Origin of the sequence: Pusillimonas minor, from assembly GCF_014237865.1 — a bacterium.
Classification (GTDB): domain Bacteria; phylum Pseudomonadota; class Gammaproteobacteria; order Burkholderiales; family Burkholderiaceae_B; genus Neopusillimonas; species Neopusillimonas minor.
The window spans coordinates 369,108-394,566 of the sequence record NZ_JACJUU010000002.1; the positions used below are offsets into that span (position 1 = coordinate 369,108).

Consider the following 25,459-nt stretch of genomic DNA (forward strand, 5'->3'; position numbering starts at 1 on the left):
GGGGGCCGACAGGCGCTCAGCCCTTTTTGTTGGCCGGCGTAGGGTGGCTGTTCAGCGACGCTTCGATCAGGTCTGCTGTTTTCTGGTAATGCTGCGCCAGCAGTTGGGTCGCGGCGTGCGTGTCGCGGCTCAGCGTAGCGTCGACCAGGTCGCGGTGCTCTTTAGACACATCGCGCGGTGCACTGTTTTTGTACAGGTCAACCAGCATGGGCCGGCGGTAGCGTTCGGTCTGAACGTACAGCGTCATCGAAAACTCAAGTAGCCAGCGCGAATCGCAGGCGCTGATCAGGGCCTGGTGCAGGCCAAGGTGGCGTTGTTCGACCTGGTCGTAATAGGCTTCGCCCAGCTCGCCATTGTTGTGGCGGCGGGTAACCAACGACAAGGTATGCAGGCTGCCCACCACGTGGGTTTCCCAATCATCGGTTCCGCGTTCAATCGAGCGCTTCAGGGCTTCGCAATCGATCAGAATGCGGGTGTTCATCGAGTCGCGCATTTCTTTGAGCGACAAGGGGGAGACTCTAAAACCCTTCAGGGCGGCTGCGTCGACGAGTCGTTCGCTTTGCAGTCTGTTCAGCGCTTCGCGCAGCGGCGAAAAGCTTAACTGGTATCTGCCTTTCAAAAACTCCAGACGCAGCGCCGAGCCCGGGGGCAAAGCCCCCGAGACGATGTCGCGTTTGATCGCCCGGTAGGCCTGCTCGGCCAGCGTCACCGATTTCTCGGTGGCGCTGGTGTCAAGCGGGGTCAGTTCTGTCAGGACGTTCATACAGACATCAATTAACGGCTTTCGTCGGCAGCTTCGTCGCTGTCGTCATCTTCGAAGCTGACGGCGCTGTCGGCGTCGAAGAACTGGGCGGCTTGCTGCGGCCGACGGTTGACACGCAGGTCGAAGACATCGAAACGGTTGTAGTGCCCGGTGATGTCGTGCATTTGGCGAGGCTGAATGCATTTGGACAAGTCGACATCGGCGTAGACGATGCCTTCTTTGTCGATCAGGGGCTGGCCTACGACCCGGCCATCTGGGCCAATGACACCCGAGAAAGCGCTGTTTTCGCGGCGAAGCAGCGTTTCGGCTTGCGGGTGGGTAGCCTTGAAGGTGTCGATGATTTCTTCAGAGACCGTCGAGCACGACACAATGGTGTAAACCTTGCCCTCGAACGAGTGCGCCATGGCGCGAACCTTGATGGCTTCGGACATGTCGTAATCGGGCGGTGCAACCGGCAGCGAGATATAGCTGGCCACGTGCAGCATTTCGCCTTGCGCAAGCAGGCTGAAACGAGCCAGCGTATTGGTGTTCTCGCCGCAGGCCAGGCCGCCCAGTTTGCCGATGGCGGTGTCGTACACACGCAGCGAACTGCCGTCGCCGTTGGCCCAGGTCAGTTTCTCGGCCCAGGTGGGCACCAGCTTGCGGTGGCGCCCCAAAATTTTGCCGTCGGGGCCAATGAACACCAGCGTGTTGTACAGCGTGCTGACGCCGTTCTTGTTGCGCTCGTTGCAGCCGATGACGACGTGGACGCCATGGGCCTTGGCCGCTTGTGCGACGCGACGGATTTCGGGGCCGGGCAGTTCGATGGCGCTACGCACCAGCTTCTCGAACCAGGGGCTGCCCTCGACGGGCGACATGAACCAGTTCCAGTAGGGGTAACCGGCAATGAACACCTCGGGGAAGGCGACCAGTTTGGCCCCATTGTCGGCGGCTTCTTTAATCAGCTGGCAAACTTTTTCGACCGTAGCGTCGGTATCCAGGAATACCGGGGCGGCCTGAACGGCCGCTACCTTGGTTTTAGGTAAGTTCAGCATAAGGCTTACACCGCAACAACGGGGTTACGCAACGAGCCAATGCCTTCAATGTGGCATTCGACAACGTCGCCAGGCCACAGCCACTCTTGGGGCGTACGGCCGGCACCAACACCTGCGGGGGTGCCGGTGGCGATGATGTCGCCAGGTTCAAGCGTAATACCCTGGCTGATGTCGGCAATCAGTTCGTCGACTTTGAACAGCATGTAGGCGGTGTTCGAGTTCTGTTTTTCGACGCCGTTGACGGTGAGCCAGAGCTTCAGGTTTTGCGGGTCGCCGATTTCGTCTGCGGTGACGATGCAAGGACCAAACGGGGCGTAGGTGTCTTGGCCTTTAGAGTAGATCCACTGACCCGAGCGGCGGTTGTCGCGTGCGCTGATGTCGTTCATGATGCTGTAGCCAAAGACATACTGCAGCGCGTCTTTGCGCTCGACGCGCTTGGCGCGTGTACCAATAATGGCGGCCAGTTCGCATTCCCAGTCCATTTGCTGAGTGATTTTTGCGTTGTGCTCGATGGCGTCGCCATTACCAATGACGGTGGTGGGCGGCTTCGAGAAAATGACGGGCTGCTTGGGCAGATCGGGCGAGGTGTCGAGCGATTTTGCCGATTCAGCGACGTGCTCGGTGTAGTTCAGGCCAATGCCGAAGATGTTTTTACGTGGGCGGGGGATAGGGGCCAACAGCTTGACGTTTTGTACGGGGATGGCCACGCCGACGGGCCAGTCTTCGCGGTAGGTGTTCAGCAGCTCGGTGGCGCTTTTAACGGCCTGGGGGCCCAGGTCAATGAAGTCGAGCATGTCGGCGGGCAGGTCGATGCCGGCCGCATCGCCCAGCCATTGCAGGTCAACGACCAGGTCGTCGACCAGTGCGCCCAGGCGGCTTTCTTCGTTGACGGTGCGGCGATAAGTAACTAAACGCATGAGTAATCCTTGAGTAAGTCAGAGTAAGAGGGTTAGGCGATGATTTTTTGATGACCGTCGTTTTCTTTGAGTGCTTCTTCGCGGTACAGGCCCAGCGAATTCATGACGGGCATATCGTTGAAGCAGAACAGGCAGGCATCTTCGCTGCTGCTGCCGTTGGCATGTTCGTGCATGGCCCATGACGGCACGCAGAAAATGTCGCGCTCTTGCCAGTCGAAGCGCTTGCCATTAATGATGGAATAGCCCTGGCCCTTGGCGACCTGGTAAATGAAGCTGCCGGTGTGGCGGTGTGCTTTGGTGTGCTCGCCGGGGCGCAGCATTTGCATGCTGGCGCCAATGGTTTGCATGACCGGGCCGCCGGTTTTGGGGTTGACGTAGTTCATCAGTACACCGTCAAAGGGCGAGCCATCGGTAACCTTGGCGTAGCGGCTTAGCGATTCGTAGGTCGGCGCCCATTCGTACTTGAGCAAAGGCGAGTAGCCATGCGACCATTTATCGTTGGCGGGCACCAGACCGGGGTTGGCCCAGGTGGCGGTGCTGTCATCGACAGGGTAGGTGACGGCTTGCTGCAAGTCGGGGTGGACGGCGTAGAAGTTGGCTTCCAGCGCATTCATCAGGGGGATATCCAGCCCGTCTTGCCAGATGCAGGCGGTGCCGTCTTCCGACACGCCGTGCTCGTGCCATGTGCCGTTGGGCGTCAGCACAAAGTCGTTTGCGCCCAATGTCATTTTGTGGCCGTCAACAATGGTAAAGGCGCCCTTGCCTTCCATAATAAAGCGCAGTGCGCTGGCCGAGTGAGCGTGTGCCGAGGCCAGTTCGCCCGGGTGCATGACCTGCAGGCCCGAATACAACCAGCCCACCGCAGCCGCAACATCGCGACGGCCCGGGTTGTCGAGGTAAATGACCCGACGGCCGGCTTTTTCGGGCGACACCAGCGACACCGATTTCAGGACGTGTTCGCGCAGGTCTTTGAAGCGCCACAATACCGGCACCGAGCTGGATTGCGGGAACCAGGGTTCGATTTTATTGGCCACCGTCCAGAGGGCGGCCGTATTCATTTTTTCGAGCTCGTCGTAGTAAGCCAGCAGTTCGGGTGTATCTTCGACGTTGGCACGACCGAGAACGTCTTCGCGGAAGTTGTTGTTCTCGCGGGCGGATGATTTCATGGTGTGACCCTCAGAGGTTAGGATTTTATAAAATAACCATAATTTTCGAAGACTATATTCGTTTTGATCGGGGATGACAAGCCGGTCACGCTACTTCAGGACAAGATATGGCCACAGACTGGACCGACCGGATCCGGCTTCGCAACCTGCGTTACTTGCTCAGCCTCGAGCAAACCCGGAACCTCAGCCATTCGGCAACGATGCTGAACACCACGCAACCCGGCTTGTCCAAGTGGCTTAAAGAGCTGGAAGAGGATGTGGGCCTGACGTTGTTCGAGCGACATGCGCGCGGCCTGGTGCCCACGCCACACGGGCAGGTGCTGATCGAACACGCCCGACGCGTGCTCTCGCAGCTCGATCGGGCCGCCGTCGACATGATGACGCTGCGTGATGGAGTGTCGGGCCGGGTGGTCATCGGGGCGTCAGGGGCGGCGGCATCCGTGGCCGCGCCACTGGCTATTTTGCGCATGGGCGAGCGTATGCCCGAACTGCGTGTTGACCTGGTTGAGGGCACCATGGACCGCTTGCTGACCTTGCTGGCGCAAGGTGAGCTGGATGTGGTGATTGGGCGCACCAGCAAGCAGGTGCACGATCATATTCAGATCAGCAGCGAACTGCTGTATGTCGAGCCGGTGGATTTGGTCGCCCGGCCGGGCCACCCCCTATTTGCCCAGAAATCGATTGGTTGGGAAGACGTTGAGCGTTACCGCTGGATTGTCTGGCCGCGTGAAACGCCCGTGCGCAACGCCCTCGAGGCCGCGCTGGCGTCGGCCGGCAGAAAGCTGCCGAAAAATTACATTGAGTCCAACTCAGTTATCGCCAACATTACCTTGCTGACCAATAGCGATGTTATTGGCACGGCATCGCATCGCTCGACGCAAATGCTGTCCCGCCTGAACCTGATCCGAATTGTGCCCGTCGAGCTGCAAGGCTTTGGCTCGGTGTCGATGTACTGGCGAAACGACGAAATATTTCCGAACACCATCGAGCGCGCGCTGGATTGCGTGCGCGATGTCACCCGGTATCATGAGGCGGATGAAAATGACTGAAGCTGCTGCAAGACCGTGTCGATAGCCGACTTGCGGTGCGCTTTGCGAACCACCGCGTGCACCTGGGTATGGATGCCGATGTCTTCGAGGGGGCAAAAGCTGAGGGTTTGGGCCCGATAGCGCCGGGTTGAGCCGGGTACGATGGCCACCCCCAGCCCGGCGCTGACCAGGCTGAGCTGGGCGGGGACTTCGGACACGGCGTGAATGACATTGGGGGTGAAACCCCGCTGAAGGCAGGCGTTATATATTTGTTGTGCAAATTTCGAGGTATCGCGACGCAGCATGATGAACCGCTCGGTGGCCAGCTGGTCGAGCGTGAGTACGGCTTGCCTGCCCAGGGCATGGCCCTGCGGCAGCGCCACCCACAGCGGGTCGGGCCATAACGGTTCGCTGCGCAGCAGGTCGTCTTCGACGTGTTGCCTCGAGATGCTGATGTCGATACGTTGTTCCCGAAGGGCATCAAGCTGGTCGTTCGGGGCCATTTCGTTCAGTACGACATCGATGTCGGGGTAGGCGTGGGCCAGTTCGCCAATACATTGGGGTAACGGCCCTAAAAAATGCGATCCCGACAACCCGATCTCGATGCGACCGGCCAGCCCCGAATGGATATCTTGCACACGTTGGGTGGCTTCTTTCAGCCGGGCCTGTATTACCCGGACGTCGCGCAGAAAGGCCGCACCGGCGTCGGTGAGCGACACCTTGCGGCTGTTGCGGTCGAACAGCTTGACGCCCAGCTCGGCCTCGAGCTGGGCAATTTGCGCGCTAAGTGGCGGCTGCGAAATGTGCAGGCGTTCGGCGGCGCGGGTAAAGTTAAGCTCTTCGGCCAGTGCCGTAAAGTAGCGAAGTTGTCGAAGTTCCATGCGCAGGTGCAAAGGCCTTGCGTGGGGGTCGGGGGCGGGCCTATAGCCCAAACCTGACTCTCAAGACGAAATTTGTATTGGTTTTAGTCGAAGAAATCAGCGACTATCTTAGCGCTAACTCATTTAAAAGGTGTGTTTTATGTCTCGCATTTATCGTATTGGCCAAATCGTCCCCAGTTCCAACACCACCATGGAAACTGAGATCCCGCTCATGTTGCTTAGCCGCGCGGCCCAGTTCCCCGAAGAACGCTTCACGTTCCACTCAAGCCGTATGCGCATGAAGAAAGTGACCAAAGACGAACTCGCCGCCATGGACAAAGACTCCGACCGTTGCGCGCTCGAGCTGTCAGATGCGCAGGTCGACGTGCTGGGTTACGCCTGCCTGGTCGCCATCATGAGCATGGGCAAGGGCTACCACCGCGAATCGGAAAAGCGCCTGCACCAGGTTACCGTCGACAACGGCAATCCTGCGCCCGTCATTTCCAGCGCCGGTGCCTTGGTCGAGGGCTTGCACACCATGGGCGCCAAAAAGGTCTCTATCCTGACGCCCTACATGAAGCCCCTGACTCAGCTCGTGGTCGATTACATCGAAAGCGAAGGCATCGAAGTGCTTGACGCCGTTTCGCTCGAAATCCCCGACAACCTCGAAGTTGGCCGTCAAAACCCGCTGGCCCCTGCCGAGCACATCAAACGCGTCAATACCGCCAATGCCGACGCCGTCGTGTTGTCGGCCTGCGTGCAAATGCCCTCGTTCCAGTCGGTACAGCAAGTCGAGAACAGCCTGGGCCTGCCGGTCACCACCGCCGCCATCAGCACGGTTTACCAAATGCTTAAGGCCCTGGGCCTCGAGCGCAAAGTAGAAAACGCAGGCAGCCTGCTGTCGGGTCGTTTCTAGGCTGTTGCAAATTAGCGCTTATATCAACAACTTGCGTATAAAACGTCTTGCTTTAATTGACAAGGCGTTTTATACTAGAAAACTTGCTGGCTAATGGCTGGCAAACCCCCATTAGTAGTACCAGGCTTAAAGCTGCCTGCGAAGTTGGGTGTTTACCTTAAACGGTAAATGGCAATAACCGGTAGCTTTGGCAATTTAGGCAGATTTCAACCCAGGGCTTGGCAACAAGCCTGACGGGACCAAAACTGGTCAGGCGTTTTACCAATGGTTGGTAAGGCAGGCTTGGCTAAGTTGGCACAGGAAAAATCATGATACAAATGCAGACCACGCTGGACGTGGCCGATAACACAGGTGCACGCTCTGTCATGTGCATTAAGGTGTTGGGCGGCTCCAAGCGCCGTTATGCCGCTATCGGCGACGTTATCAAAGTTAGCGTCAAAGAAGCCGCACCGCGCGGACGCGTCAAAAAAGGCGAAATTTACAACGCTGTGGTAGTTCGCACTGCCAAAGGCGTACGCCGTAAAGACGGCTCGTTGATCAAGTTCGGCGGCAACGCCGCAGTTTTGCTCAATGCCAAACTGGAACCCATCGGCACCCGCATCTTCGGACCTGTTACGCGCGAATTGCGTACAGAGAAGTTCATGAAGATCGTGTCCTTGGCCCCAGAAGTGCTGTAAGGAGCGACCATGGAAAAGATCCGTAAAGGCGACGAAGTCATTGTGTTGACCGGTCGCGACAAAAAGCGCCGCGGCACCGTGCTGCAGCGCGTCGATGCCGACCACGTGCTGGTCGAAGGCATCAATGTTGTTAAAAAACACGTCAAACCCAACCCCATGGCGGGTTCGCAGGGTGGCATCATCGACAAAACCATGCCCATTCATATCTCGAATGTTGCGTTGTTCAACCCCGAGACCGGCAAAGCCGACCGCGTGGGTGTCAAAGAAGTCGATGGCCGCAAAGTTCGTATTTTTCGTTCCAGCGGCGCTGTCGTTGGCGCTAAAGCGTAAGGGGCGACAAAATGGCTCGTTTACAAGAGTTTTACCGTAGCAAGGTCGTAGCCGACCTGCAGGCCAAATTTGGCTACAAAAGTATCATGGAAGTGCCGCGCATCACCAAGATTACCCTGAACATGGGTGTCTCGGAAGCTGTGGCTGACAAAAAGGTTATTGAAAACGCCGTTGCCGATCTCACCAAGATCGCCGGTCAAAAGCCTGTTGTCACCAAAACACGCAAGGCTATCGCGGGCTTCAAAATCCGTGAAAACTACCCCATTGGTTGCATGGTCACCCTGCGTGGTCAGCGCATGTACGAATTCCTCGATCGTCTGGTTACCGTGGCTTTGCCGCGCGTACGCGACTTCCGTGGTATTTCGGGTCGCGCCTTCGACGGCCGGGGTAACTACAACGTCGGGGTGAAAGAGCAAATCATTTTCCCCGAAATCGAATACGACAAAATCGACGCAGTTCGTGGTCTGAACATCAGCATCACTACTACTGCCCAGACTGACGACGAAGCCAAAGCGCTGCTTACAGCCTTCAGCTTCCCGTTCCGCAATTAAGGGGCGATGACGTGGCTAAACTTTCACTGATTAATCGCGACATTAAACGCGCCAAGCTGGCCGAAAAATTCGCTGCCAAGCGTGCGGCACTCAAAGCCATCATCGACGACCAGTCGAAAACTGACGAAGAGCGCTATCAGGCACGTTTGCAACTGCAAAAACTTCCTCGCAACTCGAGCCCGAGTCGTCAGCGCAACCGTTGTGTTGTTACTGGCCGTCCTCGTGGTGTTTTTGCCAAGTTCGGGCTCACCCGTCACAAGCTGCGCGAAATGGCGCTGCGTGGCGAAGTGCCTGGCATGACTAAAGCTAGCTGGTAGGAGAAAACACCATGAGCATGAGCGATCCCATCGCCGACATGTTGACCCGCGTTCGTAACGCGCAAATGGTCAACAAAACGTCGGTAACCATGCCCTCCTCGAAGCTGAAGGTAGCTATTGCTGCCGTGCTGAAAGACGAAGGCTACATCGACAGTTTCCAGGTCACCGGTGACCAGGCCAAGCCTGTTCTCGAAATCGGCCTTAAATACTACGCCGGTCGCCCGGTTATCGAACGCATCGAGCGCGTATCGCGCCCCGGTCTGCGTATCTACAAAGGTCGCAGCGCAATTCCTCAGGTCATGAACGGCCTGGGCGTTGCCATCGTTTCGACCCCCCGTGGCGTCATGACCGACCGCAAAGCACGCGCTGCGGGCGTTGGCGGCGAAGTACTTTGCTACGTAGCATAAGGGGAATCATATGTCACGTATTGCAAAATATCCTGTTCAGCTGCCTAAGGGCGTTGAAACAACTATCAATCCCGACCAAATCATCGTTAAAGGTCCTTTGGGCACACTGTCCCAGGCCCTTACCGGCGACGTCAAGGTCGAACTCGAAGACGGCAAACTTTCATTTGCAGTGGCTAACGACTCGCGTCACGCCAAAGCAATGTCGGGTACGGTTCGCGCACTGGTGGCCAACATGGTTACCGGCGTGAGCACCGGCTTCGAGCGCAAACTGAACCTGGTTGGCGTGGGTTTCCGCGCCCAGGCTCAGGGTACCGCGCTCAAACTGCAACTCGGTTTCTCGCACGACATCGTTCACGAAGTACCCGAAGGCATTAAAGTCGAATGCCCGACCCCGACCGAAATCGTGGTCAAGGGTGCAAACAAACAAGTCGTTGGCCAGGTAGCTGCCGAAATCCGTGCGTATCGCGAACCCGAACCCTACAAGGGCAAAGGCGTGCGTTACTCGGATGAAACAGTCATCCTCAAAGAAGCCAAGAAGAAATAAGCGCGTAGGCAAGGAAGAATTATGGACAAAAGAATCTCCCGTTTGCGTCGTGCGGTTGCCACTCGCCGGAAAATCGCCGAACTGCGCGTTAATCGCCTGGCGGTGCACCGTTCGAACTCGCACATTTACGCCAACATTATTTCGCCGGAAGGTGACCGCGTTCTGGTCAGCGCCTCGACGCTCGAACCAGAAGTCCGCAAAGAACTGGCTAACGGCGGCAACGTCGAAGCAGCCACTCTGGTGGGCAAGCGTGTCGCCGAGAAAGCAAAAGCAGCTGGTATCGAACAAGTTGCTTTCGACCGCTCGGGCTTCCGTTATCATGGCCGCGTCAAAGCGTTGGCCGACGCCGCGCGTGAAGCCGGCCTGAAATTCTAAGCAAGGAATTGTCAAATGGCTAAAGCACAAGGCAAGCATACCGCCGACAAAGAAAATGACGACGGCATGCGTGAAAAAATGATTGCGGTCAACCGCGTCAGCAAAGTGGTCAAGGGTGGTCGCACCATGAGCTTTGCAGCGCTGACCGTTGTTGGTGATGGCGATGGCCGCATCGGCATGGGTAAGGGCAAAGCCCGCGAAGTTCCCGTTGCCGTTCAAAAGGCTATGGAACAGGCCCGTCGCGGCCTGTACAAAGTACCGCTTAAAAACGGCACTTTGCACCACACCGTTGTAGGTAAGCACGGTGCGTCTACCGTTCTCATTTCGCCTGCCGCAGAAGGTACCGGTGTTATCGCCGGCGGCCCAATGCGCGCTATCTTCGAAGTGATGGGTGTTCGCAACGTTGTGGCCAAGAGCCTCGGCTCCAGCAACCCGTACAACCTGGTTCGCGCCACGTTGAACGGTCTGCAAGCCTGCTCGACACCTTCCGACATCGCTGCCAAGCGTGGCAAGTCGGTTGAAGATATTCTGGGGTAAGTCATGACGACACAGAAACAAATCAAAGTAACGCTCGTGCGCTCGGTTATTGGCACCAAGCAGTCTCACCGCGAAACCGTTCGCGGCCTGGGTCTGCGTCGTGTCAACAGCAGCAGCGTGCTGGTCGACACCCCCGAGGTCCGTGGGATGATCCGCAAAGTGGATTACCTCGTGACTGTCTCGGAAGCCTGAAAGGAATCGAGATGTCAGAAACACAATTGAATACGTTGCAACCTGCTCCTGGTAGCAAGCATGCCAAGCGCCGCGTAGGCCGTGGCATTGGCTCGGGCCTGGGTAAAACAGGTGGTCGTGGTCACAAAGGTCAAAAATCGCGTTCGGGCGGCTTTCATAAAGTCGGCTTCGAAGGCGGCCAAATGCCTTTGTACCGTCGTTTGCCCAAGCGTGGTTTCACGCCGCTTGGCCGTCACCTGCACGCCGAAGTCCGTTTGTCCGAGCTGCAAAGCCTGCCCGTCGACGACATCGACGTCCAGGTTCTGAAGCAAGCTGGTGTGATTGGCCAAGGCGTTCGTTACGTCAAAGTCATCAAGTCGGGCGAACTCTCCCGCAAAGTCACACTCAAGGGCGTTTCGGCGACAGTGGGTGCTCGTGCCGCTATCGAAGCGGCCGGCGGTTCGCTGGCTGAATAAAAGGGGTAACGGGTGGCTAAAGCTCAGGCACAGAGTAAAGCAGGTCCACGCTACGGCGACTTGAAACGCCGTCTCGTGTTCTTGTTGCTCGCCCTGGTGGTTTACCGGCTGGGTACGCATGTGCCTGTGCCGGGCATCAACCCAGACGCATTGGCCGAAATGTTCCAGTCTAATTCTGGCGGCATTTTGGGCTTGTTCAACATGTTCTCGGGTGGCGCCCTCGAACGTTTCTCGGTGCTTGCGCTGGGGATCATGCCGTACATTTCTGCATCCATCATTATGCAGCTGATGTCGTCGGTGGTGCCTACGCTCGAGGCCATCAAGAAAGAAGGTGAGGCAGGTCGTCGCAAGATAACCCAATATACCCGTTATGGCACGGTGCTTCTGGCACTGGTTCAGGCGGTGGGTATTGCGGTTGCGCTCGAGTCCCAGCCCGGTCTGGTCATCGACCCGGGTATGGTGTTTCGCTTTACGGCGGTGGTAACGCTGGTTACCGGCACCATGTTTGTCATGTGGCTGGGCGAGCAAATCACCGAGCGCGGTCTGGGTAACGGTATTTCCATCCTGATTTTCGCCGGTATTGTGGCGGGCTTGCCCAGCGCATTGTCGGGTCTGATGGATCTGGTACGTACCGACGCCATGTCAATCCTGTCGGCCCTGTTTATTCTGGTTCTGGCGGTTGCCGTTACTTACTTCGTTGTCTTCGTCGAACGTGGACAGCGTCGTATTACGGTCAACTATGCCAAGCGCCAGGTTGGCAATAAAGTGTACGGTGGTCAAAGCTCGCATTTGCCGCTCAAGCTGAACATGGCGGGTGTTATTCCTCCCATTTTCGCTTCGTCGCTTATTTTGCTGCCCGCCACGGTAACCAGCTGGTTTTCGGCCAACCCCAGCATGAGCTGGTTGGGCGATCTGGCTGCCGCCCTGTCGCCTCAGCAGCCGCTTTACATTACCCTGTTCTCGGCTTTAATCATTTTCTTCTGCTTCTTCTACACGGCCCTGGTGTTTAACAGCCGCGAGACCGCAGACAACCTGAAAAAGAGTGGTGCCTTCATTCCAGGTATCCGTCCAGGTGATCAAACCGCGCGTTACATCGACAAGATCCTGATGCGCCTTACCCTGGTTGGTGCCATCTACATTACGCTCGTGTGCTTGTTGCCCGAGTTCATGCAGATGCGCTGGAATGTCCCGTTTTACTTCGGTGGCACTTCCCTCTTGATTATTGTGGTGGTGACAATGGATTTCATGGCACAGGTTCAGTCCTACATGATGTCCCACCAGTACGATTCGCTGCTCAAGAAGGCCAACTTCAAGGGCGCGGGTCTACCTATGCGGTAACCAGAAATGGCAAAAGATGACGTCATTCAGATGCAGGGTGAAGTAGTCGAGAACCTGCCCAACGCAACTTTTCGCGTCAAGCTCGAAAACGGTCATGTGGTGTTAGGCCATATTTCAGGCAAGATGCGCATGCATTACATCCGGATTCTGCCGGGTGACAAGGTCACAGTGGAGCTCACGCCCTATGATCTGTCGCGTGCCAGAATTGTTTTCCGCTCTAAATAAGCGGCCCGGCTTAAGGAAACTAGGAGTCAACCATGAAAGTAATGGCATCGGTAAAACGAATTTGCCGTAATTGCAAAGTTATCAAACGTCACGGCGTGGTACGTGTTATCTGCACCGATCCCCGTCACAAGCAGCGTCAAGGCTAAAGCCGAAACGTAACAGATTTAACAAGGAACAGTCATGGCCCGTATTGCTGGCATCAACATTCCGCCGCACAAACACGCCGTAATCGGTCTTACCGCAATTTTCGGTATTGGCCCGACCCGTGCCCGTCAAATTTGTGACGCGTCCGGCATCGAGCACTCGAAAAAAGTGAAAGACCTCACCGATGAAGAGCTCGAGCGTATTCGCGAACAAGTTGGCTCGTTCACGGTCGAAGGCGACCTGCGTCGTGAAGTACAACTCTCTATCAAACGTCTGATCGACCTGGGAACCTACCGTGGCTTGCGCCACAAGCGTGGTCTGCCAGTGCGTGGTCAGCGTACCCGCACCAACGCACGTACCCGTAAAGGGCCGCGTCGCGCAGCTGCTTCCCTGAAGAAATAATCGAGGACTAGAAGATGGCGAAAGCAAATAGCGGCGCTTCGCGCGTACGCAAAAAAATCAAGAAGGTCGTGTCGGACGGCATTGCGCACGTTCACGCTTCTTTCAACAACACAATCATCACGATCACCGATCGTCAGGGCAACGCTCTGTCGTGGGCAACATCGGGTGGTGCCGGCTTTAAGGGTTCGCGTAAATCGACCCCGTTCGCCGCACAGGTGGCTGCCGAGTCGGCAGGCCGTACCGCCCTCGAATACGGCATCAAGAACCTTGAAGTCCGTATCAAGGGCCCTGGTCCTGGTCGTGAATCGTCGGTGCGCGCGCTGAACGCTCTGGGTATCAAGATCACCAGCATCTCCGATATCACACCCGTTCCGCACAATGGCTGCCGTCCGCCCAAGCGCCGTCGCATTTAATAGGAAGCATCATGGCACGTTACATTGGACCTAAATGCAAGCTCTCGCGTCGCGAGGGTACCGACCTCTTTCTGAAAAGCGCCCGTCGCTCGCTCGATTCCAAATGCAAGATCGAATCGAAGCCTGGCCAACACGGCCGCACTTCGGGTGCTCGTACGTCCGACTACGGTCTGCAGCTGCGCGAAAAGCAAAAGCTCAAGCGTATGTACGGCGTTCTCGAGAAGCAATTCCGCAAGTATTTCGCTGAAGCTGAGCGTCGCCGTGGTAACACTGGCGAGACCCTGATTCAGTTGCTGGAATCGCGCCTCGACAACGTGGTATACCGCATGGGCTTTGGCTCGACACGCGCTGAAGCACGTCAGTTGGTTAACCACCGCGCCATCGAAGTGAACGGCCGCACAGCCGACATCGCTTCCATGATCGTCAAGGCTGGCGACGTCATTACTGTTCGCGAAATAGCCAAATCGCAAGGTCGTATCCGCGAAGCGCTCGATCTCGCTGCTGGTATCGGTTTCCCTCAGTGGGTTGAAGTCGACACCAACAAACTGACCGGTACGTTCAAGCAAGCCCCCGACCGCGCTGATGTCGCCCGCGACGTCAACGAGTCGATGGTTGTTGAATTGTATTCGCGTTAATCTGCCGTCTGCAGTCTCAGACAACAGCCCACTTTTTGGTCTTTTCCGAAAAGTGGGCTTTGCAGTGTTTTCCCGCGCCGTGTGTCATATCGTCAATGCACCCGGCGTTTCTACGTCCGTCAGCCTTATCGGTGTAACGAGCCGAGGGTATTGAAAAGGAACCTTTATGTCGTCACAAGCTTTGCTTAAACCCCGTTCTATCGAAGTCGAGTCCGTTGGCAAGAACCACGCCAAAGTCATCATGGAGCCCTTCGAACGCGGTTATGGTCATACCCTGGGTAACGCCCTTCGCCGTATTTTGCTGTCTTCCATGGTTGGCTACGCCCCCACCGAAGTACAAATTACCGGTGTTGTGCACGAATACTCCACTTTGCCTGGCGTGCGCGAAGACGTCGTCGACATTCTGCTGAACCTGAAAGGCGTGGTGTTCAAGCTGCACAACCGCGAAGAAGTCACCCTCACGCTGCGCAAGCAAGGCGCCGGTGCGGTATTGGCCAGCGACATCGAATTGCCCCATGACGTCGAGATCATCAACCCCGACCACGTCATCGCCAACCTGACCGAAGAAGGCGTCCTCGAGATGCAGATCAAGGTTGAGCAAGGTCGTGGCTATGTACCCGGTAACGTACGTGCACTTTCTGAAGACCGCCAGCATACGATCGGCCGCATTGTTCTCGACGCATCGTTCAGCCCTATCCGCCGCGTCAGCTATGCTGTCGAAAGCGCCCGTGTCGAACAGCGCACCGACCTTGACAAGCTGATTCTCGACATCCAGACCAACGGCGTCATTTCGCCCGAAGAAGCGGTACGTCAGTCGGCTCGTTTGCTTATGGACCAGATCTCGGTATTTGCCGCCCTTGAAGGCGCCGGCGAAGCCGCTACCGAAGCCACCGGTACACGCGGTAGCAAAGAACAGATCGACCCCGTCTTGCTGCGTCCGGTCGACGATCTCGAACTTACCGTTCGCTCGGCCAACTGCCTTAAAGCCGAAAACATTTACTACATCGGTGATCTTATCCAGCGCACCGAAAACGAGCTGCTTAAAACGCCTAACCTGGGCCGTAAGTCGCTTAACGAAATCAAAGAAGTACTGGCTGCGCGCGGCCTGACACTGGGCATGAAGCTGGAAAGCTGGCCACCCCTGGGTCTCGAGCGTCCTTAATACCGGCGTACGGCGCGGCCCCTGCGTTTCAGGTAGGCGTCGCGCAGTATCTGGTGTATTGTTTTTGCACGGCAGGCATTGGGTTTGCCGGGCTTTTTTACCAACAGCCCGCGGGTTAACTACCGATAGAAGAGCTGTTCAACCGTGCCATGTGCCGGCAATGCCGGTGCAGGGCCACAAGATTCAAAGGAAATATCATGCGTCACCGTAGTGGATTACGTAAACTTAACCGCACCAGCAGCCACCGTTTGGCAATGTTCCGCAACATGGCCGTTTCGCTGATTACTCACGAAGCCATCAAAACCACGTTGCCCAAAGCCAAAGAATTGCGCCGCGTTGTCGAACCCCTGATCACTTTGGGTAAAGAGCCCACACTGGCTAACAAGCGCCTTGCGTTTGCCCGCCTGCGTGACCGCGACGCCGTCGTCAAACTTTTCGCCGAAATCGGTCCCCGCTACAAAGAGCGCAACGGTGGTTACACCCGTGTTCTTAAAATGGGTTTCCGTCAGGGTGACAACGCCCCCATGGCCTACATGGAACTGGTCGATCGTCCTCAAGTCGAACAGGCTGAAGACGCTGAATAAGCGCTGATGCGAGTCTGGCAGGGCTTTGATTCTGCCGATTTTTAAAACCCCGTTGCCACAAGCAGCGGGGTTTTTTTATGGCTGACTGAGTGTGCAGCTAACGTGCATTGAACGGGGCTAGACGCCGTCGGGTGTTCGGATGCAGCTGACGTAGCCAATATGTACGACCCAATGTGGCCAGAAAAATTGGGATGCACACATAAAGAGCTTGTTCGGCGCTGTATAACGTGATGCGCAGAAATAATATTTGAAGTCTAAATTTCGTTGCTTGGTAAGCCCCAAACGGTGCCGTTTTCGGGTCATTGTCGAACAATTTCCATGAAAAGTAGTTCAAGTTTCAACTTTTTTTCAAGATTCCGGGGAAAACCCTGCCCCATTCATGTTGTCGTCAGAAATAAAAACCAATAAGCTTCACAGGTGTTTCAGATTGAATGGAACGGGTGGCACATTTTCATCAATAACAATTTGCCGCCCTTCACTGAAATTAATTTCAAAGGAGTAGTAAATGCTGAAAAAACTCGCATTAGGTTGTGTGGCTTCGGCCATGATGGCGTTGGGCGCATCCGCCCAGGCACAAGAGCCGGTTCGTATCGGTTTTATCACCACGCTTAGCACCCCTGCGGGCTATCTGGGTGAAGACGCCCGCGACGGCTTTAACCTGGCGGTCAAGCAAGGCGGCGGCAAGTTGGGTGGCGTAGCGGTTAATGTTATTGCCGAAGACGACGGCCTTAAGCCGGCCAACGGCAAGCAAATCGTCGACCGCATGGTTGCTGACGGTATTCGCCTGTTCTCGGGCCCTATTTTCTCTAACGTTTCTACCGCAATCGTGCCCTCTATTACAGGCGCTGGCGGCTTCTTTGTCAGCCCCAACGCCGGTCCGTCGCCTTTCGCCGGCTCGCGTTGCGATAAAAACTACTTCGTAACCTCGTTCGAAAACTCGGCCGTTCATGCTGCCGGTGGCGCTGCCGCCAACGAGCTGGGCTACAAAAAAGTTGTGTTGTTGGCACCTAATTACCAGGCCGGCCGCGATGCGCTTGCCGGTTTCAAGCGCCAGTTCAAAGGCGAAGTCGTTGCCGAAATCTACACCAAGCTCGATCAGTCCGACTTCTCCATCGAGATGGCGCGCATCCGCGACATGAAACCCGACGCGATTTATCAGTTCCACCCCGGTGGCCTGGGTATTAACTTTGCCAAACAGTATGCTGCCTCTGGCCTGAACAAAACCATTCCTATGGTTCTGCCCGTGTTCTCGATGGACTTGCGCATGCTTAAAGCCACTGGCGATGCAGCCGAAGGCCTGTACACCGTTGCATTGTGGGCGCCTAGCCTCGACGTCCCCGGCAATGCCGAATTCGTCAAGGCCTTCGAAGCCGAATATGGCCGTACCCCAACGCACTACGCGGCATTGGCCTACGACACCGCAAATTCCATCGGTGCTGGCCTTAAAGCCAACGGTGGCGACATGTCTAAAGCCGACGCATTCCGCGATGCCATGCGCAAGGCCGAATTCCAGTCGGTTCGCGGCAATTTTGCTTACGACACCAACCATCATCCTATTCAAGACTACTACCTGATCCAGATCGCTCGCAACGACAAGGGCGAGCTGGCACCTAAAGTTGTCCGTAAAGTACTCGAAATGCAAAAAGACGTCTTTGCCGCCGAGTGCAAAATGAACTAAATACCGGCGCGACATAGCGCGGTATTCCCCGTTGTGTGTGTTGTCTGTTTAAAGCCCCGCTGCAGTGCAGCGGGGTTTTTTTTGCGAGGCCGGCGGCTTAAAAGCCTCGTTGTTGCCGTTGCGTCAGACGCATAAATGATGAACGGCCCCAATGACCAGGGGGTACCAAGTCTGCCGCTACGCTTAATATGTAATGAGAATTGATCTCATTCTTATTAATGATATAAAATCGGAGGCCTACACAAAACAAACAATAGGGGTTGAAATGACAAAGACGTATTCAAGGCGGCGTCGGCTGCTTTGCAAAACATCTGCACGTGTTGTGCCTGTGGCTATGGTCATCGGGATGGGCGGTGCGCAAGTCGCGGCCGCCCAGCAGGCTGATGCGACAGACAATGCAGTGCGCCAGTTGCCCGGCGTCACGGTACGCGGCGTTGCGCCCGACAACACGCTGCAACAGCTGGGCGCGCCCGTGGCGGCCGGCGCCCTTGGCAACCGAACCCAGCTCGAAACGCCGTTTTCTACAACGGTGGTAAATGCCGAAATGCTGGCACAGCGGCAAACCACCAAACTGGGCGATGTATTTGCGCTGGACGCTTCAGTGGCCGACAACAGCAGTCAGAATGGCGCTTGGGCGAACTATGTCACCATACGCGGCTTGCCGATCGACTGGCAGAACGCCTACAAGATCGACGGCAAGCCCTTCATGAGCTATGCCACCACCCTGCCTTACGAGCTGCTCGACCAGGTTCAGTTGTTCAAGGGGGCCAGCGGGTTTTTGTTTGGCTATAGTGCGCCGGGTGGGCTGATCAACTTTGTGACCAAAAAGCCACCCGTTCAGGGCGATGTCCGCGAAGTCAGCCTGGGCTATCGAACCCAGTCGTTATGGCGTCAAACGTTTGATATAGGTGGGCGCGCTGGCGAGGGCGATACCTTTGGCTACCGTATAGCCGCCACCCACGAAGACGGAGAAACCTACAACAAAGGCGCCGTAAACAAAAAAGCCGTGTCGCTGGCGCTTGATGCGCGGCTTACCGACCGGCTGACCTGGGACTTCCAGGCTATGTATCAGCGTCGCAAGGCCAACGACGCCGACCCCACCATCCGTTTAAGCAGTTATGCCGGCGACAGCTTGCCGTCGCCTGTGAGGGCTGACGACAATCGACTGGTTGGCCCGGGCACATACCTGGACAACGAGTTTCAGTATTACGCGACGGGGCTGGAATACGCACTGGCGTCTGACTGGACGGCACGCGTCGATTACAGCTATGCCAAAACACGTACGCGGCGCGCCGAGGCGGTGCTGTTTTTGCGTGACCAGGCCGGCAACTACGACGACTACCGATCTGACTATGGCGAACATTACACCTTCAACAACTGGCAGGGGTCGGTGTCGGGTCGCGTTAGCACTGGCGGCATCAGCCACGACTTGACGGCAGGGGTGAGCTGGCAAGAGCAAAAGAACGACTATGCCGGGTCGGGTGTGTACAGCAAAATTGGTACGGGTTCGTTATGGACTCAAAACAACAACGCTTATTACACGAGCGGCACCATGGGCAGCCTGAACATGTACCGGGCCGGCGTCATTACACAGAAGTCGTTGTTCGTCAGCGATACGCTGACCTTATCCGACCGCTGGTCGGTATTGGCCGGGCTGCGCTACACCAACTATGATCAGGTCGGTTACGGGACAAACGGACGGGTCAGCTCGAACTACCGCAAGACCGGTGTACTGACCCCCACGTTGGCGGTCATGTACAAAATAACGCCGCAAACCATGGCCTATGCCAGCTACATCGAGGCGCTAGAGCCGGGCACGCAGGTAGGTACGGGATATGCCAATACCGGCGAATTGCTCGACCCGCTAAAAAGCCGTCAGTACGAAGTGGGCGTAAAGGCCGATCACGACGACTGGGCCGCAACGGCGGCGTTGTTCCGTATCGAAAAGGCCGCACAGTTTACAGATAGCGGGAACCGGTTGGTACAAGACGGTGAGTCGGTTTACCAGGGTATTGAGCTGGGTGCGACCAAAACGCTGGCGCGTCACTGGACCATTGGCACCAACCTGATGTGGCTGAACGCCGAATACACCAAGGGCCTGAATAATATTGGCCAGCGTGTGGTTGGGGCGCCTCGCTTTGTGGCCGCCGCACAAATTGCGTATCAGGTGCCGCAAGTGCCGGGGCTGCGCCTGACGGTTGATGCCAAATACACCGGCAGCAGCCCCCTGCGGCCTTCAAACAACCTGTCGGTCGATGCCTACACCTTGGTAAATGTTGGCGCCAGCTACGAGACGCGTATCCAGGGTTACGACACGACGTTCCGGCTTGCCGTCGATAATCTGACCAACCGCAAATACTGGATGTACCAGTACGAAAACTACATCAAAGCGGGTGACCCGCGCACCGTCAGCTTGACGGCGTCGATGCGTTTTTAAGGGTAAGGCAGGGGTAGCACCCCGCCAGGCCCGGGGTGAGCGCGTCGGGCCTGGGTTAAACTTGACTGCGTTGCCCGTAGCCCACGGGCTGCGTAGCGAGCGCCCATGAATACCGACCTGGTTGTGATTCTTACCAACGCCCCCGACACCCTGCTGGCCAAGCGCATTGCCCATTATCTGGTTGAAGACGGCTTGGCCGCCTGCGTGAACCTTGGCGCGCCTGGGTTGTCCATGTATATGTGGCAAGGGGTGCTCGAGGGTACCGAAGAGACCCCTCTCACCATAAAAACAACGCAGGCGCGTGTTCCCGACGTCATACAAAAAATTCGTGAGTTGCACCCCTACCAGGTGCCTGAAGTGCTGGTTTTGCCCGTCATCGGCGGTCACGAAGCTTATATTGACTGGGTGCGTGCGCAAACGCGCCCTATCGATTCATAACTGCAGGACACCTCATGTTGCACAGGTTTTACGCCCGGTTATTGCTACTGTTCATCGGGTTGCTGGCGGCGGTTGGCCACATGGTCATTACGCCCGCAAACGCACAAGAAGACTTTCTTGATCCCGATGTAGCCTTCGTCATGTCGGCAGCCATGAGCGGCCCGCACGAACTACGCATACATTACAAAATTGCCCCCGAATACTATATGTACCGGACGCGGTTTACGCTGGCCAGCCAGCCCGACCCCGATCTGGTCGGGGCCGTGGCCTTCCCGCCGGGGCTGGTGAAGTTCGATGAAACGTTTGGCGAAGATCTCGAGGTCTATTACCGGCAGGTCACGCTGGTCGTGCCGCTCAAGCCCGGCGCTTCGGCGCCTCAAACGCTAGACATCACCAGCCAGGGGTGTGCCGACGCCGGCTTGTGCTACCCGCCCATCACCAAATCCCTTACGCTTTCGCCCGGTGCTAATGGCTACACCGTATCGGGCCCGGGTGCGACAGACGTCGTCCCCGAGCCGTTGTCGACCATCGTCAACCCTGCCGACAAAACCACGTTTGCGGCTGCCCTACAGTCCACCGATATGGGCCTGGCGGGGTACCTGGCGCAGGCCGATGCGGTCACGATTATTGCCCTGGCGTTGGTGCTGGGTGTACTGCTGACCTTTACGCCTTGTGTATTGCCCATGGTGCCCATTGTGCTGGCGGTTATTGCCGGCAGTCAGGGCACGGGCGCACCACCGGGGCGTTGGCGTGGTCTGTCGCTGGCTGCCGTGTATTTGCTGGGGGTATCGCTGCTTTATACCGCCATGGGTGTGGCGGCGGGCCTGGTCGGTGCCGGCCTGGCGGCCTGGCTGCAAACGCCATGGGTGTTGTCGGCCTTTGCCTTGTTGCTGGCGTTGCTCGCCTTGGCCATGTTCAATGTCTATAACTTTCAGGCGCCCTCGCAATGGCAATCAGCGCTCAGCGAACGGTTGTCGCGTATACCAGGCGGCCACTACAGCGGCGCATTCGTCATGGGCCTGTTGTCGGCGCTCATTGTCGGGCCGTGTGTGGCGGCTCCGTTGGCTGGCGTGCTGTTGTTCATTTCGCAAACGGGCGACTGGATATTGGGCGGCAGCGCCTTGTTTGCACTGGCTTGGGGTCAGGGCCTGTTGTTGCTGGTGCTGGGCGCCGGCTCGGGGGCCCTGCTACCTAAGGCCGGGCCCTGGATGGAAGGTGTGCGCCAGGCGTTTGGCGTCATGCTGCTGGCTACCGCCTGGTGGATGCTGAACCCGGTATTGCCCGATATCGCGATGGTCTTGGGCTGGGTCGTCCTGGCGATGTGGACGGCCGTTCTTCTGGGTATGTTCCGTCGGGTTGACGCCGGCGTCTGGGCGTATTTGCGCAAGGCCTGCGGTGCAGTGCTGGCGGTATGGGCGGTCTTGATGCTGGTGGGTGTCGCGAGTGGCACTTACAGTGTGCTTCAACCTTTGCCGGGCCTGGCGGCGCAGCAGGCTTCAGGGCCGGCAGCAAACACGGGTTTAACAGGTGGTGTGCCGGCGTTGGGCAATGCGTCGTCAAACGGGCAAACGCTGGCCGGGCCGGGGCCGGCAAATATTAAGTCGCAGTTCGTCAAGGTGGCTTCGGTACAAGAGCTCGATCACCTGCTGGCTAACAGCAATCGCCCGGTGTTGCTTGATTTTTACGCCGACTGGTGTGTGTCGTGCATTGAAATGGAGCGGTTCACCTTTACCGACCCCACCGTTGCGGGCCTGATGCAACAGTTTGTGCTGGTTCAGGCCGATGTCACCAAAAATACCGACGACGATCGTGCGCTGTTGCGCCGCTTCAGTTTGTTTGGGCCGCCCGGCATCATGTTTTTCAAGGCCAATGGCCAGCAATTGGCTGACGAGCGTGTGGTGGGCTTCATGAAAGCCCCTGATTTTGCGGTAGTGTTGCAGCGGGCTTTGGCCGCAGAAAACTAACCGGCTGGCGCAACCCGGCCGGGCGTTTTTGGTGGCCTGAGGCTGGGTAAGTTAGCTGTTGCCTATCTGTGTACCAGAGCTTGCTGGTTGGCTTGCGGGGCTTACACCTGGGCGCCGTTCATCTGGAACAGCTCACGGTGTTCTTTAATGGCGTAGCGGTCGGTCATGCCGGCAATATAGTCGGCAATCGCACGCGCCTGCTCGGCGTCGTTATCGCGCCGGTACTCTTTTGACAACAGCCGCGGCTCGTTCAGGTAAGCCATGAACAGTTCGCGCACAATACGGCGCGCTTTGGTTGTCATACGCATGACCTGATGATGCCGGTACAGGTTTTCAAGCAAGAAGCGTTTCAGGGCGTCGGCTTGCGCCCGCACAGGGGGTGAAAATGCCGCCAGTGGCGGGCAGCGCCTGACGGCATCGGGGCTGTCGGGCTGGTGCTGCCTGATGTTGGCCTGCGTAGTGTCGGTCAGGTCGATAATCAGCGTGTTGATCATTGCCCGTATCGTTTCGGCAATGACACGTTTGCGGTCAAGGTTGCGGTAGCGGCGCGTGACCTGTGCATGATGCGTGGCGAAGATTTCCAGCATTTGCAGTTGTTCGATGGTGATTAACCCCGAGCGCAGGCCATCGTCGATGTCGTGGTTGTTATAGGCGATTTCATCGGCCAGGTTGGCAATTTGCGCCTCTAAAGAGGGTTGCTGCCGCAGCACAAAGCGTTCGCCAATGGCGCCCAGTTGCCGCGCATGCTTTAACGAGCAATGTTTAAGTATGCCTTCACGGGTTTCAAAACAAAGGTTCAGGCCATTGAACGCCGCATAACGTTCTTCAAGGGTGTCGACCACGCGCAGGCTTTGCAGGTTGTGCTCGAAGCCGCCGGCGCTGGGCGCCAGTTCGCGCATGCAGGCATTAAGCTCGTCTTGGCCGGCATGGCCAAATGGGGTGTGGCCCAGGTCGTGGGCCAACGAAATGGCCTCGGTCAGGTCTTCGTGCAGGCCCAGGTTGCGGGCCAGGCTGCGGGCAATTTGCGCGACCTCGATACTATGCGTTAAGCGCGTACGGAACAGGTCGCCCTCGTGGTTGATGAAGACCTGGGTTTTGTACTCGAGCAGCCTGAAGGCATTGCAATGAATGATGCGGTCGCGGTCGCGTTGAAACTCGGTGCGGCCCGCAGGCGGTGCTTCGGGATGAACCCGGCCCCGGGACTGTTCTGGACGACATGCATACGGGGCCAACACCGCCATTCAAGCTCCTTATAAAACCGGTACCGCCGTTTTATGCAAGACGTCGCGCACCACATTAAGGGGGGCGCCTTGTACAACGGCCTGGCCTATTTTAGGCAGAAGCACGAAGCGCAGGTGGCCCCCCTCGGTTTTTTTGTCTACTTGCATCAGTTCAACCCAGCGTTCGGTACCCAGGTTGGGCGGAACGACCGGGCAGCCAATGGCCTGTACCAGGTCGTGAATACGCTTGACGCTGTCGGCATCGAGCCCGGTGGTGGCGGCAGACAAGGCACCCGCCTGTACCATGCCACAGCCCACGGCTTCGCCGTGCAACCATTCGCCGTACCCCATGCCGGCCTCAATGGCGTGCCCAAAGGTGTGGCCAAAGTTAAGTATGGCGCGAAGGCCCGATTCGCGTTCGTCCTGGCCGACCACATAGGCCTTAAGTTCGCACGAACGCTGGATGGCGTAGCGAATGGCGTCGGGATCCAGGGCGCGCAATGCCGCGACGTTGGCTTCGCACCAATCGAAAAAGGCGGCGTCGATAATCAAACCATACTTGATGACCTCGGCCAGGCCGGCGGAGATTTCGCGTTCGGGCAGCGTGTGCAGAACATCGATGTCGATTTCGACCGCGATGGGTTGGTAAAACGCGCCGATCATGTTTTTACCCAGCGGGTGATTGATGGCCGTTTTGCCGCCGACGGATGAGTCGACCTGCGACAGCACCGTGGTGGGCACCTGCAAAAATCGCACGCCGCGCATATAGGCGGATGCGGCAAAGCCGACCATATCGCCGATAACGCCGCCGCCCAAGGCGACCAGCAGACATTTGCGATCGAGGCGGTTTTGTAACAAGCCATCAAAAATGAGATTAAGTGTTTGCCAGTCTTTGTAGGTTTCGCCGTCGGGAAGCGTAATGGTAATGACGGTTTTGCCTGATTTTTGCAAAGCGGCGATCGCCCTTTTGGCGTACAGGTCGCCCACCGTGGGGTTGGTGACAAGTGCGATGGCGGTGACATCGGCGGGCACGCTTTCGTGAAGGTGGTCGAGGCGACCGGTGCCGATATGGATAGGATAATGCCCACCGGGTGTGGCAACGTTGACAGTTGTGGTCATGATGGAACAGTAGTTGATTTAAGCAATTGAACCAGCGCACCGGCGGCCTGGGCAATGGGCATGCTGCCCGTGTCGAACGCCACGTGGGCGACTTCTTCGTAGAGCGGTGCGCGCTGGGCAAGCAGTTCGGTGACGCGGGCACGCGGATTGGCGGTTTGCAACAGCGGGCGATTGCGGTCTTTGGCGACACGACGATAGAGCTCGTCGTCGGAGGCGCGTAAGTAAACAACCACACCGCGCTCGGCCAGCATGTGTCGATTTTGCGCCGCAAGCACCGCACCACCGCCTGTGGCCAGTACAATACCCGGCTGCCGAGAGTATTCGTCGAGCATCAGGGTTTCGCGTTTACGGAACCCTTCTTCGCCTTCGACCTCAAAGATATGTGAAACCGGCACGCCGCAGCGGGCTTCGATGGCTTGGTCAAGGTCGATAAATTCGCGGCCCAGCATTTTGGCCAGGCTGCGCCCAATGGTTGTTTTGCCGGCGCCCATCATGCCCACCAAAAAAATGGGGTGGTTGTGCGGCAAAGCCGCCACGCAGGGTTCGGCAAGGTTGCGTGTCGTGTCGTTCATTTGTGTATTATCCCACTAGCCAACGGGCCAGTGGTCGCGGGTGCTGCATTAAACTGTTA

Annotated in this window: 32 protein-coding genes; 24 read left to right on the forward strand and 8 right to left on the reverse strand. The window is 57.2% G+C overall.

Annotated elements, in window-relative coordinates; genetic code table 11:
• Positions 1-16: 16 nt before the first annotated feature.
• The 4 genes from GTU67_RS04440 to GTU67_RS04455 are packed head-to-tail and all read right to left on the reverse strand — an operon-like array spanning position 17 to position 3,880.
• Positions 17-763: a GntR family transcriptional regulator gene (locus tag GTU67_RS04440; RefSeq protein ID WP_185778935.1), complete on the reverse strand. Its 747-nt coding sequence runs from the start codon at positions 761-763 to the stop codon at positions 17-19.
• An 11-nt stretch (positions 764-774) separates the two neighbouring features.
• Positions 775-1,797, reverse strand: coding sequence for a carbon-nitrogen hydrolase family protein (locus tag GTU67_RS04445; RefSeq protein WP_185778936.1), 1,023 nt, complete (start codon positions 1,795-1,797; stop codon positions 775-777).
• Between the two features lie 5 nt (positions 1,798-1,802).
• Positions 1,803-2,714 (reverse strand): fumarylacetoacetate hydrolase family protein, encoded by a 912-nt coding sequence (locus GTU67_RS04450; protein ID WP_185778937.1) that lies wholly within the window; start codon positions 2,712-2,714, stop codon positions 1,803-1,805.
• A 32-nt stretch (positions 2,715-2,746) separates the two neighbouring features.
• A complete protein-coding gene (locus GTU67_RS04455; protein ID WP_185778938.1) occupies positions 2,747-3,880 on the reverse strand; it encodes a cupin domain-containing protein in 1,134 nt (377 codons plus the stop codon).
• A gap of 107 nt (positions 3,881-3,987) precedes the next feature.
• On the opposite strand from GTU67_RS04455, the gene GTU67_RS04460 reads away from it, so the two are divergent.
• Positions 3,988-4,929, forward strand: coding sequence for a LysR family transcriptional regulator (locus tag GTU67_RS04460; protein WP_185778939.1), 942 nt, complete (start codon positions 3,988-3,990; stop codon positions 4,927-4,929).
• Here the strand turns inward: GTU67_RS04460 and GTU67_RS04465 are convergent.
• Positions 4,905-5,789: a LysR substrate-binding domain-containing protein gene (locus GTU67_RS04465; RefSeq protein ID WP_185778940.1), complete on the reverse strand. Its 885-nt coding sequence runs from the start codon at positions 5,787-5,789 to the stop codon at positions 4,905-4,907. The genes GTU67_RS04460 and GTU67_RS04465 overlap by 25 nt on opposite strands.
• Positions 5,790-5,928: 139 nt before the next feature.
• Between GTU67_RS04465 and GTU67_RS04470 the strand changes: the two genes are divergently transcribed.
• The 23 genes from GTU67_RS04470 (at position 5,929) to dsbD (ending at position 22,489) form a co-directional block, all read left to right on the forward strand.
• Positions 5,929-6,684 carry a maleate cis-trans isomerase family protein gene (locus GTU67_RS04470; RefSeq protein WP_283245239.1) on the forward strand — a complete coding sequence of 252 codons (756 nt, stop codon included), beginning with the start codon at positions 5,929-5,931 and terminating at the stop codon, positions 6,682-6,684.
• A 308-nt stretch (positions 6,685-6,992) separates the two neighbouring features.
• Positions 6,993-7,361: a 50S ribosomal protein L14 gene (rplN, locus tag GTU67_RS04475; RefSeq protein ID WP_093971124.1), complete on the forward strand. Its 369-nt coding sequence runs from the start codon at positions 6,993-6,995 to the stop codon at positions 7,359-7,361.
• Between the two features lie 9 nt (positions 7,362-7,370).
• Positions 7,371-7,691 carry a 50S ribosomal protein L24 gene (gene rplX, locus GTU67_RS04480; protein WP_185778941.1) on the forward strand — a complete coding sequence of 107 codons (321 nt, stop codon included), beginning with the start codon at positions 7,371-7,373 and terminating at the stop codon, positions 7,689-7,691.
• An 11-nt stretch (positions 7,692-7,702) separates the two neighbouring features.
• A complete protein-coding gene (rplE, locus tag GTU67_RS04485; RefSeq protein WP_185778942.1) occupies positions 7,703-8,242 on the forward strand; it encodes a 50S ribosomal protein L5 in 540 nt (179 codons plus the stop codon).
• A gap of 11 nt (positions 8,243-8,253) precedes the next feature.
• Positions 8,254-8,559 carry a 30S ribosomal protein S14 gene (gene rpsN, locus GTU67_RS04490; RefSeq protein WP_093971121.1) on the forward strand — a complete coding sequence of 102 codons (306 nt, stop codon included), beginning with the start codon at positions 8,254-8,256 and terminating at the stop codon, positions 8,557-8,559.
• Positions 8,560-8,570: 11 nt separating this feature from the next.
• Positions 8,571-8,966 (forward strand): 30S ribosomal protein S8, encoded by a 396-nt coding sequence (rpsH, locus tag GTU67_RS04495; protein ID WP_185778943.1) that lies wholly within the window; start codon positions 8,571-8,573, stop codon positions 8,964-8,966.
• Between the two features lie 10 nt (positions 8,967-8,976).
• Positions 8,977-9,510, forward strand: coding sequence for a 50S ribosomal protein L6 (gene rplF / locus GTU67_RS04500; protein WP_185778944.1), 534 nt, complete (start codon positions 8,977-8,979; stop codon positions 9,508-9,510).
• A gap of 21 nt (positions 9,511-9,531) precedes the next feature.
• Positions 9,532-9,885 carry a 50S ribosomal protein L18 gene (gene rplR / locus GTU67_RS04505; RefSeq protein WP_185778945.1) on the forward strand — a complete coding sequence of 118 codons (354 nt, stop codon included), beginning with the start codon at positions 9,532-9,534 and terminating at the stop codon, positions 9,883-9,885.
• A 15-nt stretch (positions 9,886-9,900) separates the two neighbouring features.
• Positions 9,901-10,422 (forward strand): 30S ribosomal protein S5, encoded by a 522-nt coding sequence (gene rpsE / locus GTU67_RS04510; protein WP_185778946.1) that lies wholly within the window; start codon positions 9,901-9,903, stop codon positions 10,420-10,422.
• A gap of 3 nt (positions 10,423-10,425) precedes the next feature.
• Entirely contained in the window at positions 10,426-10,614 is a 189-nt protein-coding gene (gene rpmD, locus GTU67_RS04515) for a 50S ribosomal protein L30 (protein WP_093971116.1), read from the forward strand.
• 11 nt (positions 10,615-10,625) lie between these two features.
• Positions 10,626-11,069 carry a 50S ribosomal protein L15 gene (gene rplO, locus GTU67_RS04520; protein ID WP_185778947.1) on the forward strand — a complete coding sequence of 148 codons (444 nt, stop codon included), beginning with the start codon at positions 10,626-10,628 and terminating at the stop codon, positions 11,067-11,069.
• Between the two features lie 12 nt (positions 11,070-11,081).
• A complete protein-coding gene (gene secY / locus GTU67_RS04525; RefSeq protein ID WP_185778948.1) occupies positions 11,082-12,407 on the forward strand; it encodes a preprotein translocase subunit SecY in 1,326 nt (441 codons plus the stop codon).
• A gap of 6 nt (positions 12,408-12,413) precedes the next feature.
• Entirely contained in the window at positions 12,414-12,632 is a 219-nt protein-coding gene (infA, locus tag GTU67_RS04530; protein WP_014752489.1) for a translation initiation factor IF-1, read from the forward strand.
• Between the two features lie 32 nt (positions 12,633-12,664).
• Entirely contained in the window at positions 12,665-12,778 is a 114-nt protein-coding gene (gene rpmJ / locus GTU67_RS04535) for a 50S ribosomal protein L36 (RefSeq protein WP_003806928.1), read from the forward strand.
• A gap of 34 nt (positions 12,779-12,812) precedes the next feature.
• Positions 12,813-13,178, forward strand: a complete 366-nt coding sequence (rpsM, locus tag GTU67_RS04540) for a 30S ribosomal protein S13 (protein WP_093971113.1) — start codon at positions 12,813-12,815, stop codon at positions 13,176-13,178.
• 14 nt (positions 13,179-13,192) lie between these two features.
• Complete coding sequence (gene rpsK / locus GTU67_RS04545) at positions 13,193-13,591, forward strand: 30S ribosomal protein S11 (RefSeq protein ID WP_093971112.1); 399 nt, start codon at positions 13,193-13,195, stop codon at positions 13,589-13,591.
• Positions 13,592-13,602: 11 nt separating this feature from the next.
• Positions 13,603-14,226 carry a 30S ribosomal protein S4 gene (gene rpsD / locus GTU67_RS04550; protein WP_185778949.1) on the forward strand — a complete coding sequence of 208 codons (624 nt, stop codon included), beginning with the start codon at positions 13,603-13,605 and terminating at the stop codon, positions 14,224-14,226.
• A 166-nt stretch (positions 14,227-14,392) separates the two neighbouring features.
• Positions 14,393-15,388: a DNA-directed RNA polymerase subunit alpha gene (locus tag GTU67_RS04555; RefSeq protein WP_185778950.1), complete on the forward strand. Its 996-nt coding sequence runs from the start codon at positions 14,393-14,395 to the stop codon at positions 15,386-15,388.
• Between the two features lie 197 nt (positions 15,389-15,585).
• Positions 15,586-15,972 (forward strand): 50S ribosomal protein L17, encoded by a 387-nt coding sequence (rplQ, locus tag GTU67_RS04560; RefSeq protein ID WP_185778951.1) that lies wholly within the window; start codon positions 15,586-15,588, stop codon positions 15,970-15,972.
• Positions 15,973-16,477: 505 nt separating this feature from the next.
• On the forward strand, positions 16,478-17,650 hold the full coding sequence (locus tag GTU67_RS04565) for an ABC transporter substrate-binding protein (RefSeq protein WP_185778952.1): 1,173 nt from the start codon (positions 16,478-16,480) through the stop codon (positions 17,648-17,650).
• A gap of 265 nt (positions 17,651-17,915) precedes the next feature.
• Positions 17,916-20,087, forward strand: coding sequence for a TonB-dependent siderophore receptor (locus tag GTU67_RS04570; RefSeq protein ID WP_249417573.1), 2,172 nt, complete (start codon positions 17,916-17,918; stop codon positions 20,085-20,087).
• Between the two features lie 105 nt (positions 20,088-20,192).
• Positions 20,193-20,525: a divalent-cation tolerance protein CutA gene (gene cutA / locus GTU67_RS04575; protein ID WP_185778953.1), complete on the forward strand. Its 333-nt coding sequence runs from the start codon at positions 20,193-20,195 to the stop codon at positions 20,523-20,525.
• A 14-nt stretch (positions 20,526-20,539) separates the two neighbouring features.
• On the forward strand, positions 20,540-22,489 hold the full coding sequence (gene dsbD / locus GTU67_RS04580) for a protein-disulfide reductase DsbD (protein ID WP_185778954.1): 1,950 nt from the start codon (positions 20,540-20,542) through the stop codon (positions 22,487-22,489).
• A gap of 101 nt (positions 22,490-22,590) precedes the next feature.
• Here the strand turns inward: dsbD and GTU67_RS04585 are convergent, their stop codons facing one another.
• Genes GTU67_RS04585 through GTU67_RS04595 form a run of 3 tightly spaced genes read right to left on the reverse strand, consistent with a single transcriptional unit; the run spans position 22,591 to position 25,400 of the window.
• Positions 22,591-23,730, reverse strand: coding sequence for a deoxyguanosinetriphosphate triphosphohydrolase (locus GTU67_RS04585; RefSeq protein ID WP_185778955.1), 1,140 nt, complete (start codon positions 23,728-23,730; stop codon positions 22,591-22,593).
• A gap of 9 nt (positions 23,731-23,739) precedes the next feature.
• A complete protein-coding gene (gene aroB / locus GTU67_RS04590; RefSeq protein ID WP_185778956.1) occupies positions 23,740-24,828 on the reverse strand; it encodes a 3-dehydroquinate synthase in 1,089 nt (362 codons plus the stop codon).
• Positions 24,825-25,400: a shikimate kinase gene (locus GTU67_RS04595; protein ID WP_249417574.1), complete on the reverse strand. Its 576-nt coding sequence runs from the start codon at positions 25,398-25,400 to the stop codon at positions 24,825-24,827. The genes aroB and GTU67_RS04595 overlap by 4 nt, the downstream gene beginning before the upstream one ends.
• Positions 25,401-25,459 lie beyond the last annotated feature (59 nt).

What these genes read in the sequence shown, in the direction of transcription:
- GTU67_RS04460 (WP_185778939.1), top strand. Translation starts at nt 3,988, where the DNA reads ATGGCCACAGACTGGACCGACCGGATCCGGCTTCGCAACCTGCGTTAC.
- rpsK (WP_093971112.1), top strand. Translation starts at nt 13,193, where the DNA reads ATGGCGAAAGCAAATAGCGGCGCTTCGCGCGTACGCAAAAAAATCAAG.
- GTU67_RS04470 (WP_283245239.1), top strand. Translation starts at nt 5,929, where the DNA reads ATGTCTCGCATTTATCGTATTGGCCAAATCGTCCCCAGTTCCAACACC.
- GTU67_RS04465 (WP_185778940.1), bottom strand. Translation starts at nt 5,789, where the DNA reads ATGGAACTTCGACAACTTCGCTACTTTACGGCACTGGCCGAAGAGCTT.
- GTU67_RS04440 (WP_185778935.1), bottom strand. Translation starts at nt 763, where the DNA reads ATGAACGTCCTGACAGAACTGACCCCGCTTGACACCAGCGCCACCGAG.
- GTU67_RS04570 (WP_249417573.1), top strand. Translation starts at nt 17,916, where the DNA reads ATGACAAAGACGTATTCAAGGCGGCGTCGGCTGCTTTGCAAAACATCT.
- rplO (WP_185778947.1), top strand. Translation starts at nt 10,626, where the DNA reads ATGTCAGAAACACAATTGAATACGTTGCAACCTGCTCCTGGTAGCAAG.
- rpsM (WP_093971113.1), top strand. Translation starts at nt 12,813, where the DNA reads ATGGCCCGTATTGCTGGCATCAACATTCCGCCGCACAAACACGCCGTA.
- GTU67_RS04455 (WP_185778938.1), bottom strand. Translation starts at nt 3,880, where the DNA reads ATGAAATCATCCGCCCGCGAGAACAACAACTTCCGCGAAGACGTTCTC.
- rplX (WP_185778941.1), top strand. Translation starts at nt 7,371, where the DNA reads ATGGAAAAGATCCGTAAAGGCGACGAAGTCATTGTGTTGACCGGTCGC.
- cutA (WP_185778953.1), top strand. Translation starts at nt 20,193, where the DNA reads ATGAATACCGACCTGGTTGTGATTCTTACCAACGCCCCCGACACCCTG.
- rpsH (WP_185778943.1), top strand. Translation starts at nt 8,571, where the DNA reads ATGAGCATGAGCGATCCCATCGCCGACATGTTGACCCGCGTTCGTAAC.
- rplR (WP_185778945.1), top strand. Translation starts at nt 9,532, where the DNA reads ATGGACAAAAGAATCTCCCGTTTGCGTCGTGCGGTTGCCACTCGCCGG.
- GTU67_RS04565 (WP_185778952.1), top strand. Translation starts at nt 16,478, where the DNA reads ATGCTGAAAAAACTCGCATTAGGTTGTGTGGCTTCGGCCATGATGGCG.
- aroB (WP_185778956.1), bottom strand. Translation starts at nt 24,828, where the DNA reads ATGACCACAACTGTCAACGTTGCCACACCCGGTGGGCATTATCCTATC.
- rpmJ (WP_003806928.1), top strand. Translation starts at nt 12,665, where the DNA reads ATGAAAGTAATGGCATCGGTAAAACGAATTTGCCGTAATTGCAAAGTT.
- infA (WP_014752489.1), top strand. Translation starts at nt 12,414, where the DNA reads ATGGCAAAAGATGACGTCATTCAGATGCAGGGTGAAGTAGTCGAGAAC.
- rplN (WP_093971124.1), top strand. Translation starts at nt 6,993, where the DNA reads ATGATACAAATGCAGACCACGCTGGACGTGGCCGATAACACAGGTGCA.
- rplE (WP_185778942.1), top strand. Translation starts at nt 7,703, where the DNA reads ATGGCTCGTTTACAAGAGTTTTACCGTAGCAAGGTCGTAGCCGACCTG.
- rplQ (WP_185778951.1), top strand. Translation starts at nt 15,586, where the DNA reads ATGCGTCACCGTAGTGGATTACGTAAACTTAACCGCACCAGCAGCCAC.
- rpsE (WP_185778946.1), top strand. Translation starts at nt 9,901, where the DNA reads ATGGCTAAAGCACAAGGCAAGCATACCGCCGACAAAGAAAATGACGAC.
- GTU67_RS04450 (WP_185778937.1), bottom strand. Translation starts at nt 2,714, where the DNA reads ATGCGTTTAGTTACTTATCGCCGCACCGTCAACGAAGAAAGCCGCCTG.
- rpmD (WP_093971116.1), top strand. Translation starts at nt 10,426, where the DNA reads ATGACGACACAGAAACAAATCAAAGTAACGCTCGTGCGCTCGGTTATT.
- GTU67_RS04555 (WP_185778950.1), top strand. Translation starts at nt 14,393, where the DNA reads ATGTCGTCACAAGCTTTGCTTAAACCCCGTTCTATCGAAGTCGAGTCC.
- rplF (WP_185778944.1), top strand. Translation starts at nt 8,977, where the DNA reads ATGTCACGTATTGCAAAATATCCTGTTCAGCTGCCTAAGGGCGTTGAA.
- GTU67_RS04585 (WP_185778955.1), bottom strand. Translation starts at nt 23,730, where the DNA reads ATGGCGGTGTTGGCCCCGTATGCATGTCGTCCAGAACAGTCCCGGGGC.
- dsbD (WP_185778954.1), top strand. Translation starts at nt 20,540, where the DNA reads ATGTTGCACAGGTTTTACGCCCGGTTATTGCTACTGTTCATCGGGTTG.
- rpsD (WP_185778949.1), top strand. Translation starts at nt 13,603, where the DNA reads ATGGCACGTTACATTGGACCTAAATGCAAGCTCTCGCGTCGCGAGGGT.
- GTU67_RS04595 (WP_249417574.1), bottom strand. Translation starts at nt 25,400, where the DNA reads ATGAACGACACGACACGCAACCTTGCCGAACCCTGCGTGGCGGCTTTG.
- GTU67_RS04445 (WP_185778936.1), bottom strand. Translation starts at nt 1,797, where the DNA reads ATGCTGAACTTACCTAAAACCAAGGTAGCGGCCGTTCAGGCCGCCCCG.